Raw genomic sequence first — 16,772 nt, 5'->3', positions numbered from 1 at the left:
GCAATGGTGCGCTGGGTCTCTGCGGGAGACCCACTCTTCTTCCTGCCAACAAGGCCCGAGCAGTCAGGCTTACCAAGCGCCCGGGCTTGCCGAACGGCATCAGGAGGCCGAACCCTGCTGCTGGTGTGCCGACTCGGAAGGCTCTTCTGATTCCTCGTCAATGATCTGCTCTGAGTCGTCGGCTTCGCTATCCGAGGATGCCTCCTCCGCATCTTCTAGGTGTTTGTTCGTCGCCCTTGCGACCTCTTCCCGGCTAAGGGTCTTCTCGACCACCATTTTAAGCACGACGAGGATCTGGTCCACGACTTCGTCCTCAGTCTTCGCATCAACAAGAACCCCTCTACCCCTACCGTCCACTGTTAGCCTTGCGGACGAGCCGATCCTATGCACCCAGACTAGATAGTGGCAATTGTCCGCCAGGTCCTCGCATTCGGCCACGAACCAAAGTTCCTCTTTCATCACTACTCCTATCTGACCATTGTGTGTTGGTTGATATCGGTACGGGAATTCAGGCCTGTAGGGTGACTTGCCGCATTCCCCAGCAATGAGACGGTTGCGAGCCGAATTTGCGACGTCGGTCAACATACATCATCAATTAAAGAGGCCAGGTGCCGCTAATGTTGGTGATGCACTCCAGCAACATCAGGCATGACTGACCTCACCTTCTTCCCCGACGGCGATCAAATCTGGGTAATCGATGGCTATGTCAAACCCCACAAGGGAACTGAGTCGACCTCGGTTCTTTGTTATCTCACATCGATCCCAGCTGACATCGGCGATGATCCGTCAAAGCTGAGCAAGTCTCAGATCGCGACGATCTTTGGACGGGAGAATTCTGCCTCATTCACTACAGCTATCTTCGCGGGTTCCCTACCCAGCTACGCGGTGGGCTTCGCGTTTCAATGTGAAAGATACGTGGGATGCAAGCACTCACCTACTGTGGCCTCTCTGGCTGGATGCAGGATGAAAGAGTAAGTGTCACAGCGGCGGCATCGCAAGGATGCGGAGACGCTATAGTGAAGGTCTAAGAACTCATTCACACCATCTGACCACACGGACGCGTAGCCAACATGTCACTGAGTACAACGCCTGGAATCGACATCGGTGCGGTTGAGCGGGTCATGAGATCCGTTCTGCCCCAGTTGAAGGCGCTGCGTAAGAGAAATGAGTTGGATGAGGATGAGGAAGCCAAGCTCATCTACGCGAACCAGAAGTTGGGAGCCGCCTTCTATAAGTCGGAGTACACACGTAGTCACATAGGTTGGGAGCACGCGCTCGATTTAATCTATGCAGTGCTGAATGCTGGCGATCTCGACGATGCCCGAGCGTTTGCAACGCGGCTTGATGCTGCGCTGAAACAAACAGCGGTGCATCTCGACTATATTGCCGTCATCCCTTTAGGGTTCTTTCAGCCCATAGCTTTCGCTTCGAAGAGGCAGAGCGTTTTTCGCCCATTCCAAGTTGGTCCATTTACACTAGTGCCAGCTGCAGCCACGAGCGAAGCGCTGAACAAGCGCATCAAGATGTTTAACTCCAAAGCTGTGCCGGACGACTTATTCGAACATCAGCAACGGCAGACTGACCAGGCACTGAGCAGCAATCCTTTGTTGCTCCTGCCAACCCATGGGTCTTCGGATTCCCTACGCCATCAGACACGTGCAGCTGCTCGCCGCGTGATCGGATTAATTGAATTGTTTGGTCGAGTTTTCGGCGTAAAGAAGCCGGTGCTGGGGAAGGAGGCCACACCAAGCTATTTGTTCCTCATCAACAAGCGTACGGGGTGGCTTGATCGGGTTATGGCGATGCGCCCGTTGACTGTGTCCATTTCGCTGGAGAGAAAGCTTCTTCAAGTAATGAAGCGGCCCGACGTACCAATTGCCCTCAAGCTGCTCTCCTTGGGTGAGGAAAAAACCTTGAATGCACAGCTTAGGAACGCGCTGGAATTCTTTGGTCGAGCCGTGGGCGAGAAGGATAGCGTGGCGCGATTCATATTCTTTGTCATATCAATGGAGGCAATTTTCTCTCGCGATAAGCACGCGCCCATCAAGATTACTCTGGCTGACTACGCGTCACTACTTTGCTTTAAGGGCGAGGACCGAAGGCGCGTCCATGCGGATCTTGGAAAAATTTACGATGCTCGATCAGAAATTGTGCATACAGGTGTAACTAGCGTCAAACATACGTTGCTGATAAAAGCCGAAGCGCTAGCGGCAAGAGCGTTGTACTGTAGTTTGATGCTTGCCATTCATCTCGATGATGGTCAAGGGGATCTTCAAAATAAATTCTTCGATTTGCTCAAGGGCATGAAGATCGGTGTCGAACTCAATCCAATTAAGCTGCCCGCTTGGCAGGGCTATGGCCCGGATGCAGGCGAATAGTTGAAACGTCGAAGTGCGTGTATCTGATCGATCTTGCCGAGATGGAGCAGCTCTCAGTGACGTACCTGGGCTCGTGGCCTCGAGACACCATCCCTTCAAACAAGCCGGCGCACAATTCGACGGCTTGTTATGTTATTGATTTTAAAGGCCTCGGCCCTTCTTCTCCAAACACAAAAGAAAATTCCGCCCGGCCCTTGAAAAGAGTGATGGTCATCACAAAATAGACGCTTGGCTGAACAGAAACAGCCGGCTGCACGCGGTCTCATGCCTCGAGACGGCAGGGCGGCAATCTGAGATTGATGGATCAACTTTCAGGGGGATGTCGAGATGGCGACTAAGCACCAAGTGATTTTCTACCCGGTTGGTAACGGGGACACGACGCAGATCATTCTTGATAATGGAAAACGAGTTCTCTTCGACTTCCGTCACAAACAGTGCGCGGAAGAAGAGTCGACACCAGAGATTGATCTGAAGGCAGCTCTCAAGAAAGACCTTGCCGACGCAGGCAAGGAAAGCTTCGACGTCGTTGCATTCACCCACGCAGACAATGATCACATCGAGGGAAGCACTGACTTCTTCTGGCTGGAGCATGCAAAGGTCTATCATGGCGACGGTCGGATCAAGATCGACCAGTTGTGGGTCCCCGCAGCAATGCTCTTGGAGGAGGCCACCCAAGAACAGCAGAGCGAAGAGTTCGTGCTTCTGAGGCAAGAGGCGCGCCACCGTCTGCTGGAAGGAAAAGGCATTCTGGTCTTCTCACAGCCAGAGGCGCTGATGGAGTGGCTGGAGCCCAAGTTGGAAGCACGCGGCGAAGCATTGACGGCCCGGGATCACCTGTTTGTCGACGCTGGCACTGTCGTTCCGGGTTTCACCTTGCAAGAAGACAACGTGGAGTTCTTCTGCCACTCGCCCTTCGTCGAACATTGCGACGATGGGGACATCATCCGCAACTCAGCAGCCTTGGTGTTCAACGTGAGGCTCCAGGCAGACGGCCGCACCTACGACTACCTGGAAGTTGGTGATGCCGACTACTGCGACCTGGAGAGAATTGTCGACATTACGAAGTATCACGGCAATGAAGACCGTCTTGCCTGGGACCTCTTCAACATTCCCCATCACTGCAGCTACAAGGCACTCGGGGCAGAAAAGGGGGAGAAGGACACTGTTCCCTGCGAAAAGGTCGCTGAACTTCTCATGATGGGAAAGAAGGACTCGTACATCGTCGCTTGCTGCAAACCTGTGCCCGACATTAAAGAGTCCTACGAGCAGGTCCAGCCACCCCACATTCAAGCCCGCAGAACCTACGCGTCCTATCTTGAGAAGGTTGGTGGAAGATCCTTCCTCGTCACCATGGAAGAGCCTAACGCCAACAAGCCCAAGCCAATTGTCTTTGAGGTGGCTGCCGCAGGCGTCACATGGACGAAAGCAGCGTCGTCATTTGGCTCTGCGGCCATCGTTGCCTCCCGCCCAGCCAGGGCAGGAGCATGAGCTCGGAGTACTTTGCGCATACATTGACTGCTCTCGACGATCTAGCGGCAGTCACATCGCGTACAAGCGCGATGATCGCAGCTGTCAATGCTCACCGTGACTTCAAGCTCATTGAGGTGATGCGTAGCGCCAAGGTAGATGAGCTGGAGACCGTCTACCTAATGGTGGACGTTGAATGCCACGGTGTGCCCACCCACAATGAATACGGGCTCCGCTTTCGGGAGCGCATGCTTATACATGTACCTCAGGACGATGCGAAGGCAACGGTCGTTTGGTCAATGCGAAAGGACTTTCCGAGGCTTGCACACCAAAACAGCGTGACGTCGCAGGGCCCAGCTCAGCTCTGCTTGTATTTCGAACCGCCCCCCGTTGTCGCTCGCACCTGGACTCCTTCGTCATTTCTTGCTCGGATCCAGTGGTGGATGGAGAAGAATGCCAAGGGCGAGCTGCATCTGGCCGATCAGCCTTTGGACATGCTGTTCTTTGAGTCTCGGCATGAACTGCTGATCCCTTGGGATCTTGACCAACTGGCGGCAAGGGGGAAGCTCAGTGTCATCGCTGCAGCTGCGCGTAAGGACGATGGCTGGACACTGCGCATCGTTGATCAACTGCCTGCCAACAAGTCTCTCCACGCTACTCTGGTCAAGGTAGATCTTGAGCCCATTGAAGGCGGGATGATTGAATGGGATCCGCATACTCTCGGACAGTTGAATGAGCTTTTGGCACGGCGAGGAGCGGACCTGCTTCCGCTTGTAACAGCAGCTATCCAGGCAGCGACGCCTTCAGGCGGACTCACTCGCCAGGATGAGGTTCCGAGCACGCTTGTGCTGCTCTCTGTTCCCATCAAGCGTGCGTCGACTGGCGAGGTCGAAGGAATCACCTATCGCGCCTTCTTCCTTGATGGTGGGGCACTGAAGATCGGAACTATGCTCGGTGCCCTTATCCCGCATGACGGTCGGTACTTCAGCTCAGTTGGTGTTGTTGGAAATCAGCCGCAGGAAGGTTGGGAGTCTATCGGGCTTGATCCAGTCACCGTTCTTTGGGAGAACAGCCCTGAACGTGCACGCACCCAGTCAGGCTTCAGCGATGCAGGGCCGCAAGGCGTATTGATCGGCGTTGGATCTTTGGGAAGTGCTTTGTTGGACCTATGGGTTCGATCTGGCTGGGGTCGGTGGACTGTAGTGGATAAGGATCATGTCCGACCGCACAATCTGTCACGCCACACTGCATTCAATAGACAGATTGGGCTACCCAAGGTTCTGGCAGTCTCCGCGAATGCCAGGGAGGTCACGCGTAACGGTTCGGCTGTGACTCCTCTCGAGGAAGACGTCCTTACCAGTACATCGCCAGAGCTGGCGCAGGCCCTCAGGAGCGCAAACTTGGTCGTAGATGCAACTGCAGACCTAGGGTACCCGCGGGCGTCAGCAGTCGTGGATGATCGATCACGGCATGTGAGCGTGTTCGTAACTCCCACCGGTCGGTCGGGAGTCATGATGCTTGAGGACGTCGCCAAGGAACGGTGCTTGCGTACGATTGAAGCTCAGTACTACCGCGCCATCATCAATTCCGATTGGGGAAGGGCCCATCTTGAGGGCCATCGCGGAGCGTTTTGGAGCGGAGCATCGTGCCGTGACATCTCAATGGTCCTACCGTACTCGAGTGTGATGATTCATGCCTGTCAGTTTGCCGAGAGCATCCCAGTCCATATTGCCAACCCCCAGGCCGCCGCGTTGATCTGGCAGCGAGATTTGAGCGGTCAAACGGAAGCGATAGAGATCCCACTGTCTGATAGGCGGATACACCAAGCAGCTAATGGTCTCTGCATCTACATGGATGAAGGCCTACACGAACATCTGCATGCTCTGCGCGGCAATAGTCTTCCCAACGAGACGGGGGGCATCCTCCTTGGTTACCACGACTTCACGCAGAACCTGCTCGTCGTTGTAGATGCGCTCCCGGCGCCAGCCGACAGTAAGGGTACGCCCGCTTCGTTTGAGCGCGGCGTTGCCGGAATGCCAGAGGCTGTCGCAGAGGCACAGAACCGCACTGCTGGAATCGTTGGATACGTTGGAGAGTGGCACAGCCACCCAGACGGCTGTCCTCCAGAGCCAAGCCGAGCTGATCTTGTGCAGCTGGTCGAGCTCGCTATGGGAATGCACGAAGAAGGCCTTCCGGTAATCCAAGTCATCGTTGGAAGCCATGACATTCGTGTTGTCCAGGCGGAGGTTCAGCCTTGAAAGATCGCCAGATCGATCTAGTGCTGTCCGGTGGAGGCATCAGAGCAATGACCTTCCACTTGGGGGTCATGCGGGCGCTGGCAAGGGCTGGTTGTTTGGAGTCAGTGTCTCGGATATCCAGCGTGTCGGGAGGGAGCCTTATCACCGGACTTGTGCTGCATCGCTCTGGCATGGCATGGCCGACTTCAGAGCGGTTTCTCGAACAGATCTACCCGGCACTCCGCGATGAACTCACCTCACGCAGCCTCCAGTGGGATGCACTCCGCGAATTGTCGAGCCTCTCGAATCTCCGGTTCTTGTTGAGCCGCTCGAATCTCTTGGCAGCTGCACTGCGCCGCCGGTGGGGCATTGAGAACAGGCTTTGCGATCTTCCCGCGACACCTGATTGGTCAATCAATGGGACCAATGCTGAGAACGGACGCCGCTTTCGGTTCAAGCGTGCAGACTTGGGAGATTACCTCACGGGCTACGCAGCTGCGGGCAACTTCCCCCTGGCCAGCGCAATGGCTGTCTCGGCCGCCTTCCCAGGCGGCTTTGGTCCGCTTCGCCTCAGGGCGGACAAATTCAGGTGGAAGCGTCGAGCGAACTGGAGCGGGCCTGCACACGAAACCGTAGACTCCCAGCCGGGCTCTGTAATCCATCTCTACGACGGTGGCGTATACGACAACCTTGGACTTGAGCCCTTCTTTGATGCGGGTAGTGGAGAGCCGAAGGAGCCGAACGGCCACTTCATCCTGGTGTCAGATGCAGGAAGGCCCTTGGATATGGGCTTCAGCAAATACTCTCTGAATCCATTCCGGATCAAGCGCGTGGCCGACATCATGTCTGACCAGTCACATGCACTGAGGGTTCGCTCCTTTCACCACTACCTCTCTAAGAGTGCCAATAGGGGAGCAATGATCTACATCGGCAGTCCAACCAGTGCGGACTCTGCAGATGAGGAGGAGGCAAACTTCGTAGCGAGATTCCCAACAAGCCTTATCAAGCTCACCGCAGCCGACTTCGACAGAATTGCGATCCACGGTGAAAGGCTTACACGCTTGCTCTAGCAGAGCCCAAGGCCTCCATTTCCCTAGAATAGACCCCGTCTGCCGTGAAGAATTTGGTCGGCTCGTTCTGTCACCCCTGACGACCTAAATGCTTACATGGTGGGATTTCTCACAAAAGCCGCCACCAGCTGGAACCGCGCGGGATACTGCACGCTGCGCGCCGCGCGGGCGATGCGGATGTGGCCGGATTCCAGCGGCTCGCGCAGGGTCTCCAGCGCACTGCGGTTCCACTCTGGAAGCTCATCGAGGAAGAGGACTCCATGGTGGGCCAGCGAAATTTCACCGGGGCAGGGCGGATTGCCGCCACCCACCAGCGCCGCCGCGCTGGCGCTGTGATGTGGCGCCCGAAAGGGCCGCTGCCGCCAACGCCGTGGGTCCAGCCCTTCGCCACTCACAGAGGCAATAGCGGCCAGCTGCAGCGCCTCAGTCTCTTCGGTATCCGGCAACAGGCTGGGCAGGCGCGAGGCCAGCAGTGTCTTGCCGCAGCCAGGACTGCCAATCAACAACAGATGGTGCCCACCCGCTGCGGCCACTTCCAACGCGCGCCGCGCATGCGCCTGCCCGCGCACGTCGGCCAGATCCGGTAGCGGCAATGGCGTCGTGTCCACGCGCTCCACGGGCGGCAGCAGGCGCGGATTGCCCAGCCCGGCGCAGCACTCCAGTAGCGTACGGGCCACCCGCACATCAGCGTGCTCGGCCAGAGCAGCTTCTGCGGCATTGCCCGGCGGCACCACCAGGATGCGTCCGGCTTCGGCCGCCGCAATCGCCGCCGGCAGCGCGCCGGCCACCGGCCGCAGTTCACCGGTCAGGCCAAGCTCGCCCAGGAATTCGTACTGCAGCAGCGACTGCGGATCGACCTGGCCGCTGGCCGCCAGAATGCCCAGCGCAATGGCCAGGTCGTAGCGGCCGCCTTCCTTGGGCAGGTCGGCAGGCGCGAGGTTCAAAGTGATGCGCCGCTGCGGGAAGTCGAAGCGCGCGCACAACAAGGCGGCACGCACGCGCTCGCGGGACTCACGCACGCTGGTCTCGGCCAGTCCCACGATCTGAGTGACAGGCAGGCCGCCAGAGAGATGCACTTCCACCCGCACCAGTGGGGCATCGACCCCGGCGCGGGCACGGCTGTGGACCAGCGCCAGGCTCATGTGTGGTTTCCTGCAGACGGGCGCTTGATGGTGCGGCGGCGGTGCGCCGATCACCATCGGAGTACTCCGGCGGTGTATATAGGATTTGTCCGGCCAGCCACTACGTGTGGTTCAGTCGTCGGGACGACGTCAGATATGTCGTTCGGCAGACCTCATCAACTCAACAATGTTGTCGAGGAGGGAGATCGGAAGGTTGCGCGATGCCGTCAACATGTGGGCTTCCATCTGCAGGCGCATACCTTCAGGCTTCCCACCATCGGCGATGGTGTTCCCCGTAATCAGCCAAGATACGCTCACGCACGTGACCCTGCTCAACGCATGCAGATGGTCGATAGACGGCACGAAGCCTAGTTCGCGTTCCCAGTGGCCCACCGTCGCCCGGTTTACGTTCAGGGCTTTGGCGAGATCGGTTTGAGATAGCCTGTTGCTGATACGCGCAACGCGGATCCGGGCGGACAGTGAATCAGTGCGGAACTCCATGCATACTCCCCTTCCTATGCTCCCTTGCACAGGGCGTGCGGGGAAGTGTGTGAGCGCCAATACAGATCGTCAATTCTGTAGCAGTTCTACATATGTCGGTTCTCGCACGAATATCTTCTTGAATGCGCTGAGGACGCTGCTTCTGACACGTGGCGATACGGGATGAACGCCGCGTCCTCCCTATCTTTGGCCAAGACGTTAGCGACAGTGACGTCCTTTCGGAGCCAGCGCGCAAGCGCAAATTCAAGCACTCGATTGGTGATGGTTGCCCTCTGCACGTAGTGAAAGCTGGGGCGCAACCGCCCGCGCGCGGCGGAAGCTGTGCGCGGCACAGCAGCGAGGTTGCAGCTGGATGCCGGCGGGCCGTTGAATAAAGTTGAGCCACAACGCTGATCACGTTCGCAGCTCAGAAGATCAAATGCCCGCCATTACATGGAGTAAAGAAAAATGACCCAACGCACTGCTGTAAAGACTCTCTCGTCCCTCACGCTGATCATTGCGGGTGTCGCGGCAGCAGGTTCGGCTTCTGCTGCTGCATCGAACGGAGATTTCGCCAATGACATTGCGGCGTCGACGTCCATCCAGGCGGATATGCAGTCTCTGAGCATCAGTGAGTTCAGAGACGAAAAATCCGCGCTTCTCGCAGATGGGCACCATCACTCCGATTCATTCGGATCCCATCACCATCATGACACGGCGAGCAAGCAGATGGCATTTGCTTCGCGCATTGCCGCGGATTCCCGATTCGACGTCTGAAGAGAGAGGGGCGGGGATCTCTCCGCCCCTTGCACGTGAATCACTGTCATGCAGAGCCTATGGAGGCCGGAGGTGGCTTCTTGTCTTCGGCCTCAAAGTGGATTTGAAGGGTGGATAAGAGCTGCCAGAAGCAAGTGGCGAGGACGGCGATCACCACATGGAGTAGGAGAATGAGTTCGATGGCCCAGGCCCAACCGCCAGATGTAAAAAACCCGATCTGCCTGATGGAAATCGCAGATGCAACAGAAAGCATGGAGTCGGTCGTCGAGGGCATCCTCTGGTCAAGACTCCGCAGGATGAGAGCGCGACTTCAGGAAGTGCTTGCCGACCAGCAGTACGGGGCCATGGCTCGTGTCATGCACCAGATGTACCAGTCAATCGGTGCCGATCACCAAGCCCGCGTACTGCTCAGTTCCGAGTTCTGTGAGCAGTATCTGTGCCTGGAGTCCGCACGGAAGGGTAGGCTGGAGGCGGGAGCCGACGAGCAGGAGAGGGCGGAGGAACAGGCCCGCGCGCTTGGCGCGCTGCACGACATCATCGCTCGGGAGAAGTCGATCGCCGAACTGGCACAGGGACGGACAGGCAGGTACCTGAGGGAGGCGCGGCAGTGGCAGCTCTACAGTCCGGTTGGAGACTGCGTTGCGGAGAAGGATGCCACGGGCGTGTGGACCCTTCGGCAGTTGCCGAAGCTGGGTGACTGTATCGCGTTGGATCTTGAGAGCCCACCGGCGCGGCATCATGAGCCACGCTCTGGAGTGCTGAGCCAACCGTGCCTGCCGCTGACCGATGCGGAGCGCGAGCATGTCTCGCGAAAGCTGTCAGACGCACTGGCGGCGATCGATAGTGCAGAACCCATGTACGGCCTTCTCATCCGCAACTTCGTCCGGCGGATCACCGTACGCAAGTCGGCAGACGTCACCTCCGATGAAGCCGGCCGCTACGGCTCGGAGCATGTGCCGAGGCAGCCGGGTTCCATTCGACTGCTGAACACGCATAACCCTGAACTTCTGGTTGAGGCATGCATGGAGAGCATCATGCATGAAAGCACCCACAACTATCTGGCCGCATGGGAGCTGGCCAACGGGTTCTTCGTTGCCAATGACTACCAGCATCGTGTCGTATCTCCCTGGTCCGGGAATCCCATTCCCAACTCCTCCTACATCCACGCTGTCTTCGTCTACTACGTGTGCCACCGCTTGCTGAAACGTCATCTTGAAGTCTCGCCGGACCTGGGTGAAACCGCCAAGCGCCACGTCCAACGCAGGCTGGCCGTCTGCGCTGCCGGCTTCCTGATCGAGCAGGATCTCAGTGGTCGGTTGATGACCAAGGACGCCATCAATAGTGAGGTTGGGCAGATGATCGATCGAATGCAGGCCGAAATGAAGCGGCAGTATCGCTATGGGGAGTGGCAGCAATGAGCAGAACGGTCGTCATCCATGCGGATCACCTTGACCCTGTCGCCCTGCGGGCCATGGCTACAGGTGTCCCTGCCATGCACATTGATGAACTGATCCCGGTAATGGAGGGCCAACCCTGGCCCGAAGTACTCCGCTTGAGCCCAGGTGCGCATCTCGAGCGTCTGTTCCGCGGAGCCAATGTGGTGAATCGGGTCTTCTCACTGGCAGGAACGCAGATCGAACAGTTTCTGGCCGAGCGCGGAGTGGACGCCCGCTGGTTCCATATCCGCCTGCAGCCGCTTCTGGCGCTGGGGGTGAGTCTCTGTCACGACACGGGCACGCGCGGTGTGTCCCGGTGCCTGGCTCCATTGAACGTGCAGTGGTTTGAACTCGAACGCGCTCTTCCAGGCGCGAACACGCCTGACTTCGCCTACAGTTTTGGCTACGAAGAACCAGACCTGTCCCGCATCGAAGACCCCATGCAGAAGTCGGTATGGTCACTTTTTGACTGGCGGCAGGAACGGCAGCTTGATGATGAAGAGCGCCGCAGACACCAGTTCCACGTTTCCAGGCCGAAGGGCGTCCCCGTGGTTGCGTGGTTCCTTGGGCGGGACTACAACGGAATCCACTTTCCCCGTGAAAGCGTTGAGGTCGATGGTGGTGTGTGCGAGCAACTAACGCGAGCGGCCGCACACGCCTTCCGATCCGAAGCGGGAGAGATGCTCCTGTACGTGACGGATGAGGCGGTAACCTTCCATGCATTCTCGCCTTACCTTCGTTCCGTCGCGGCCGATGCGGCTGTGCAGGATGCGTTGGATGCGTGGTTGCTTGCCGGCAACGCCGGAGGTGTGAATGCTGCTTGAAAAGCTGAGCTCGCTGCGCGAGTCCATGGGCTGGGTTTACGGAAGCGAGGATCTGTGCGTACTGCTGTACAGCTTGGTCAAGCGGATGCGCCCACGCATCGTGGTTGAACTGGGTACCGGGTTTGGCGTCACTGCGGCCTGGATGGCCGGTGCGCTGCGGGAGAACGGTGGCGGTGTCATTCACACCTACGACAATGGCTCGCACTTCTCCAGCGAGCCAGGCATCAGGTTTGTGGAGGGCCTGCAGGGGCCGTTTGCCGATCTGCTGCGGGAAAAGGCGCAGGACTATCCCGCTTTCCTGAAGCACGTATTCCAGTGGGCCGGGGTCGAGAATCACGTTGTCTCCAACTGGCAGGAAATCGGCTTTGCCGATATTGCCCGGCCCCCGCCTTTGACGGCGGAATAGACATGGTCTTCTCCGACTTCAATCACTCCCAGGACAGCATCCAGGCCTTGCTAGCGGCGTTTCTGCCGCGCATGGCGGAAAGCGCCTCGATCTTCATCGACAGTGCCTCTACCCAGCGGCTTGGTTACCTGACCCTGGAAGCCGTTGTGGACGCCCTGAATCAGAACAAGATACCCAGGGCGTTCATCAAGGATCGCAGCGAGAAGGGCATCGAAGCGATCCTTCGGATCGTCCAGCGCTCGCGCTTCCGCCTGATGCATCTGCTGGAAGCCCGCGACAGGGCGCAGAACAGCACAGCGTGGATCTCGATTGAACCGGTGGACGTGATTCCGACTGCGGCCACATTCCTGCATTAGAGAGACGTATATGTTAGGCCATTACTTTGCGCTGGCCCGCACAAGGCTTCTGGAAACCAAGGGAATGAGCGCCGCGCTGATCCTGGCGCTGGGGTTGGGCATTGGCGCGAGCATGACGATGTTGACCGTCGTGCGGACAATGACGTGGGATCCACTGCCGGGGCGAAGCGAGCATCTCTATCACCCCTTCATCGACGCACTCCCCACCTCCTACGACGTCAGGCCTGGCATGGACCCGCGGGTGGCCCTTACCTGGGTAGATGCCCAGAACCTGCTGCGGCAGGCCCCGGCCTCCCATCAGGCCGCGCTGGCATCTGCTCGTCTATTGGTGGATGCGCAGCGCAGCGTGCAGATTCCATTCTTCACGCAAGGGCAGTATGTCACTGCGGATGCGTTTGCCATGTTCGGCATCCCAGTGGTGCAGGGCAGGGCCTGGACGCGTGAAGATGATGCTGCCCGCGCCCGGGTTGTCGTGCTGGGTCAGGATCTGGCTGCTCATTTGGGCGGTGAAGGCCTGGTGGGTACGACGGTTCGGCTGGGTGGCCAGGCATTCACGGTGGTGGGTGTTGCCGGTCCGTGGAGCCCGCGCCCACGGTTCTATACGGACCTTCAGCAGGACGTGTTCAAGGGACGCGAAGACTTCTTCATACCGTTAGGTGTCGCGGCAGAGATGCAGATGACGGTGACCAACAGCGTCTTTTCATGGAGTGGTGACAAATCCCCCAATCGCCTGCAGGACGCTCGCACGTCGTGGATCCAGTTCTGGGCGGAGTTGCCTGACGCGGCCAGTGTCGAGCAGTACGAGCGCTTCCTGGGCAACTACGCACGTGCACAGCACCAGGCGGGAAGGTTTGACAGGACAACTGCACCGCGGATGGTGTCCCTGAAGGACTTCCTGGTCGAGCATCGCATCATCCCCAACGAGGTGAAGCTGCAGTTGGCGCTGTGCCTGGGGTTCCTGATCGTTTGCCTGCTGAACATGAGTGCCTTGATCTTCGCCCGCTTCATCCGCCGGTCCCATGAAATATCGGTCCGTCGGGCGCTGGGTGCGCGTCGGCAGGACGTCATCTATCAGCTCTGCACTGAAGCACTGATCATCGGCGGCTTGGGCGGGGCGGTAGGGTTGATCGTTGCAGAGGCCGGCCTCCACCTTGTGCGGACGCAGCCGGAAGACTACGCCTCGCTGGCCAACATGGATCTCAGCATGGCCGCTCTCACCATGGGCCTGGCGTGTGTCTCCAGCGTGATCGCTGCGTTCTTCCCTGCGCTGCGCGCTACCTCGGGCCGTCTGGCCATGCAGATCAAGGCGTCAGAATGAGCATTGCAGAAGTTCCCCTTGTCGTCCGCGCGCTCACCCGCAACCGCGTCATCGCGTCCATTCTTCTGGTGCAGGTGCTGGTTGCCACCGCGTGCGTGACGAACCTTGCGTTTCTGCTGTCCGAGCGGCTGGGAACCCTCACCTACAAGACGGGCCTGGAAGAGGCGAACCTGGGCGTCATCGAGACCGAGTACCTGGGGCCTGCAGCAGCCAACCCTGCAGCCTCGATCAGGACCGACCTGGAGGCCATCCGGCAACAGCCAGGCGTCGAACAGGTAGTCGCAGCAGAGTCGCTTCCCCTTTCCCAGCGCAGCTGGTCGGTGGGATTCACCAACAAGGTGCTTGAAGGCAATGACATCTCCGGTATCGTCGAGGCAGAGCCGACTGTCTACACGGCATCTTCGCCAGCAGTCCAGGTGTTGGGCCTGACCCTTGTTGCCGGCCGTGACCTGTCTGCGGGAGCGTTCGTGCCGATGGAGGCCAGCGCCGACTATGCCGGGCTCTACAAGGCAAGCGAGGCCGTTGTCTCGCAGGCACTGGCAGACAAGCTGTTTCCGGAAGGCGGCGCAGTCGGCAAGTTCCTGTATGCCGATGCGCAGCATCCCATCCAGGTGGTCGGCATCGTCAAGTCGCTTTCCCGGCCTGTTCTGAAGACCGATGCAGACAATGACATGTCACTCATCCTGCCGCTGATTCCGGACGGGCCTCGCGTGATGTTCGCCATCCGTGCCGCGGATGGGCGGGTGGCGGATGTGATTGCGTCCAGTGAGGCGGCCTTGTCGCAGCGCGACGCAAACCGCACCATCGCCCGCAGCACCTCGTTCCGGGAACTGCGCGCCGACTACTTCCGCCACGATCAGACCATGGCGATAATGTTCCTGAGCTCCGGGTTGGCGCTGTTGGTGGTAACGGCTACGGGCGTGTACGGACTGGCCAGCTTCTGGGTTCGCAAGCGGTATCGTCAGATCGGTATCCGGCGCGCATTGGGTGCCCGGAAATCCGACATCCTCCGGTACTTCCTGGTGGAGAACCTGATTCTCACCGCCACCGGGTCTGTTGTCGGCACCGTACTGGCCATCGGCCTGAACATGGCCGTGGCCCGGTACTACGAGGTGGCCAGGATCGAGACGCCATTTCTCGCCATTGGCGTACTGACCGTGCTTCTGTTGGGCCAGGCCGCAGCATTTGTTCCGGCCCGACGAGCAGCCAAAGAAGCCCCGGTGGCGATCCTGCGCAGCGCCTGACCCGGACGGGTCTGTCATCCGGCCAGTGCTCGCGCCAAAGCACCGTTCCTTACGGCTACGCGATGGCGACTCGGAGGAGTTGCGATAGACAAGGCGTATAACAGGGCAGTGGAAGAAAGGAGTAACCGGCAATGCGATGCATTCGGATACTAACCCTCCTCTCGCTCATCCTGGGTCTGCTGGGGTGCAGGGACGAGGTGGAGAGTTCAACGTATCCCATGGGTCAGAGTGGAAAGACCTGCACTGCCGACAAGGGCTTTGATCGCCACCCACCAGAAGTGGTTGTTGCCGAGCTTTCCAGACGGGCGTTGGATAGTCGCAGGTTGACTCATAAAACAGTCTGCGGCTCGGTCACCAGTTGGGAGATCCTTCCCGCGGGGGCTTCGATCAATCAGATACCTCCGCCAGATGTTTATGTAAGCGTCCGGCTGAGGGAGGACGGCTCCGTTTCCGTTAGTACGGACCGCCCATGATGTCGGCGCTGCCCCTGATGCTCGAGCATCAGGCCAGGATCACAGGACGGTAGGATTGCTACGTGTGATGCCGGGTTCGTCGAGTACCCGGAGAGGTCAGCCTCTGGCCGGAAGCGAATCTGATCGATGACGGCGTCGCAATTCGTTTAATGCGACGGAGCCCAATTTGATGATCTGCGGAGGGTAGACAGAGAACGCTCGATGGCGCGACGGGCACTCCGCGGGCTGACGTTGTGAGTCGCTGGCGAAGCGGCTAGAGGGATTACGACCAAGGGCGGCCCGCGGTCCTCAACAAACAACGCTGCTCATCAGGCACGTACTCATTGAAGCGTCGAAACAGCGCTTCGATCCACGAGGTTCCTGCACTCTCCACCAGCAACCCGACCTGGCTCTGGTGGTAGTCCCACCATCGCTCGAAACTGAGACGCAGGCGTTCGATATCCGGCGCCCGCGTAAGTGCATCTGCGGACATCCGGATCAGCACGCGCGAGGGCGCATTCTCCACGTCCATCACCAGCACGCCCTTGCACCGGATCTCGAAGGACGTCGCTCCGGCATGGCGCGCGTGCAGTTCAAAGCCCTCGTATGCCTTCGCGGTAACGAAGCCGAGCGCATCACTGCGCAGCTGGCGGTAATCGGCCGGCCGCAGCTTCTGGTAGGCCCACACCTGATCGCCCGCTGGCTCGGGCCACTCCACCCACATCGCGCCGATCACCGCGATGCACACCGCTGCAGCGGCAAGGCCGTGCATCTTCATTCGTCACCCCGCACACAGGCAGAAAACTCCGCGCAATAAGCGCGCTCAGTCCTTGGGTCGCATTCGCTCGTGGATGTAGGCGGTCAGCGCCAGATCGGCCATCACCAGCCCCTCCATCACCCGGTCGCCCACGTACTGCTCGGGCTCACCGTTCTGGCGCGTGCGCTCGGCCGCCAGCAGGATCTCCTGCACGATGCGTTGGCCGGTGAGCGCGCAGTCGGCGTCGGACAGCGCCATTTGCCGGCTGCGTAGATGGTGCCGCTCGGGCCAGGGCTGGCCATCGGCCGCAGCGCCCGCGCCGATGGCGTGCAGGATGGCGATGAGGCTGTTCGGGTCCGGGGCTGGAGCGTTCGAGCGCGCTTCCTGGATGGGACGCGGGGGCGGGGAGTGCGGCGTGGTCATGGCGGGCTCCGTGCATGCAGGCGGAA

The 16,772-nt window shown here is 59.2% G+C and carries 16 protein-coding genes; 11 read left to right on the top strand and 5 right to left on the bottom strand.

Annotated features, from left to right (window positions below):
- Positions 1-99: 99 nt before the first annotated feature.
- Entirely contained in the window at positions 100-459 is a 360-nt protein-coding gene (locus N7573_RS04005) for a hypothetical protein (RefSeq protein WP_071227703.1), read from the bottom strand.
- Between the two features lie 611 nt (positions 460-1,070).
- Between N7573_RS04005 and N7573_RS04000 the strand changes: the two genes are divergently transcribed.
- The 4 genes from N7573_RS04000 (at position 1,071) to N7573_RS03985 (ending at position 7,152) form a co-directional block, all read left to right on the top strand.
- Positions 1,071-2,378, top strand: a complete 1,308-nt coding sequence (locus N7573_RS04000; protein WP_143048166.1) for a HEPN domain-containing protein — start codon at positions 1,071-1,073, stop codon at positions 2,376-2,378.
- A 327-nt stretch (positions 2,379-2,705) separates the two neighbouring features.
- The gene (locus N7573_RS03995) at positions 2,706-3,866 is read left to right on the top strand and encodes an MBL fold metallo-hydrolase (protein WP_071227700.1); all 1,161 of its coding nucleotides are present in this window, start codon (positions 2,706-2,708) and stop codon (positions 3,864-3,866) included.
- Positions 3,863-6,103, top strand: coding sequence for a ThiF family adenylyltransferase (locus tag N7573_RS03990; RefSeq protein ID WP_164145931.1), 2,241 nt, complete (start codon positions 3,863-3,865; stop codon positions 6,101-6,103). Before N7573_RS03995 ends, N7573_RS03990 begins: the two co-directional genes overlap by 4 nt.
- Positions 6,104-6,123: 20 nt before the next feature.
- On the top strand, positions 6,124-7,152 hold the full coding sequence (locus N7573_RS03985) for a patatin-like phospholipase family protein (RefSeq protein ID WP_256200894.1): 1,029 nt from the start codon (positions 6,124-6,126) through the stop codon (positions 7,150-7,152).
- A 92-nt stretch (positions 7,153-7,244) separates the two neighbouring features.
- Here N7573_RS03985 and N7573_RS03980 read toward each other — a convergent pair whose 3' ends face one another.
- Together N7573_RS03980 and N7573_RS03975 are read right to left on the bottom strand one after the other, a co-directional pair.
- The gene (locus N7573_RS03980; protein ID WP_279703676.1) at positions 7,245-8,294 is read right to left on the bottom strand and encodes a YifB family Mg chelatase-like AAA ATPase; all 1,050 of its coding nucleotides are present in this window, start codon (positions 8,292-8,294) and stop codon (positions 7,245-7,247) included.
- Between the two features lie 129 nt (positions 8,295-8,423).
- Positions 8,424-8,774, bottom strand: coding sequence for a helix-turn-helix transcriptional regulator (locus tag N7573_RS03975; protein ID WP_279911966.1), 351 nt, complete (start codon positions 8,772-8,774; stop codon positions 8,424-8,426).
- Between the two features lie 447 nt (positions 8,775-9,221).
- On the opposite strand from N7573_RS03975, the gene N7573_RS03970 reads away from it, so the two are divergent.
- From N7573_RS03970 to N7573_RS03940, 7 genes are all read left to right on the top strand, one after another.
- A complete protein-coding gene (locus N7573_RS03970) occupies positions 9,222-9,530 on the top strand; it encodes a hypothetical protein (protein WP_032127113.1) in 309 nt (102 codons plus the stop codon).
- A gap of 170 nt (positions 9,531-9,700) precedes the next feature.
- Entirely contained in the window at positions 9,701-10,948 is a 1,248-nt protein-coding gene (locus N7573_RS03965) for a hypothetical protein (RefSeq protein WP_152905172.1), read from the top strand.
- A 74-nt stretch (positions 10,949-11,022) separates the two neighbouring features.
- Positions 11,023-11,790: a hypothetical protein gene (locus N7573_RS03960; protein WP_279911967.1), complete on the top strand. Its 768-nt coding sequence runs from the start codon at positions 11,023-11,025 to the stop codon at positions 11,788-11,790.
- Positions 11,780-12,196 carry a hypothetical protein gene (locus N7573_RS03955; RefSeq protein ID WP_279911968.1) on the top strand — a complete coding sequence of 139 codons (417 nt, stop codon included), beginning with the start codon at positions 11,780-11,782 and terminating at the stop codon, positions 12,194-12,196. The genes N7573_RS03960 and N7573_RS03955 overlap by 11 nt, the downstream gene beginning before the upstream one ends.
- A gap of 2 nt (positions 12,197-12,198) precedes the next feature.
- Positions 12,199-12,552, top strand: coding sequence for a hypothetical protein (locus tag N7573_RS03950; RefSeq protein WP_279911969.1), 354 nt, complete (start codon positions 12,199-12,201; stop codon positions 12,550-12,552).
- A gap of 64 nt (positions 12,553-12,616) precedes the next feature.
- On the top strand, positions 12,617-13,870 hold the full coding sequence (locus tag N7573_RS03945) for an ABC transporter permease (protein ID WP_279911971.1): 1,254 nt from the start codon (positions 12,617-12,619) through the stop codon (positions 13,868-13,870).
- A complete protein-coding gene (locus N7573_RS03940; protein WP_253146044.1) occupies positions 13,867-15,114 on the top strand; it encodes an FtsX-like permease family protein in 1,248 nt (415 codons plus the stop codon). Before N7573_RS03945 ends, N7573_RS03940 begins: the two co-directional genes overlap by 4 nt.
- A 735-nt stretch (positions 15,115-15,849) precedes the next feature.
- Here N7573_RS03940 and N7573_RS03935 read toward each other — a convergent pair.
- Both N7573_RS03935 and N7573_RS03930 read right to left on the bottom strand, forming a co-directional pair.
- A complete protein-coding gene (locus N7573_RS03935; protein ID WP_049400809.1) occupies positions 15,850-16,344 on the bottom strand; it encodes a hypothetical protein in 495 nt (164 codons plus the stop codon).
- Positions 16,345-16,389: 45 nt separating this feature from the next.
- Complete coding sequence (locus N7573_RS03930) at positions 16,390-16,746, bottom strand: hypothetical protein (protein WP_049421114.1); 357 nt, start codon at positions 16,744-16,746, stop codon at positions 16,390-16,392.
- Positions 16,747-16,772 lie beyond the last annotated feature (26 nt).

The organism is Stenotrophomonas sp. GD04054 (genome assembly GCF_029836955.1).
Lineage (GTDB): Bacteria > Pseudomonadota > Gammaproteobacteria > Xanthomonadales > Xanthomonadaceae > Stenotrophomonas > Stenotrophomonas maltophilia_A.
The sequence above is the reverse complement of the archived record's forward strand: the minus strand, read 5'-3'. Positions and strand labels throughout refer to the sequence as shown.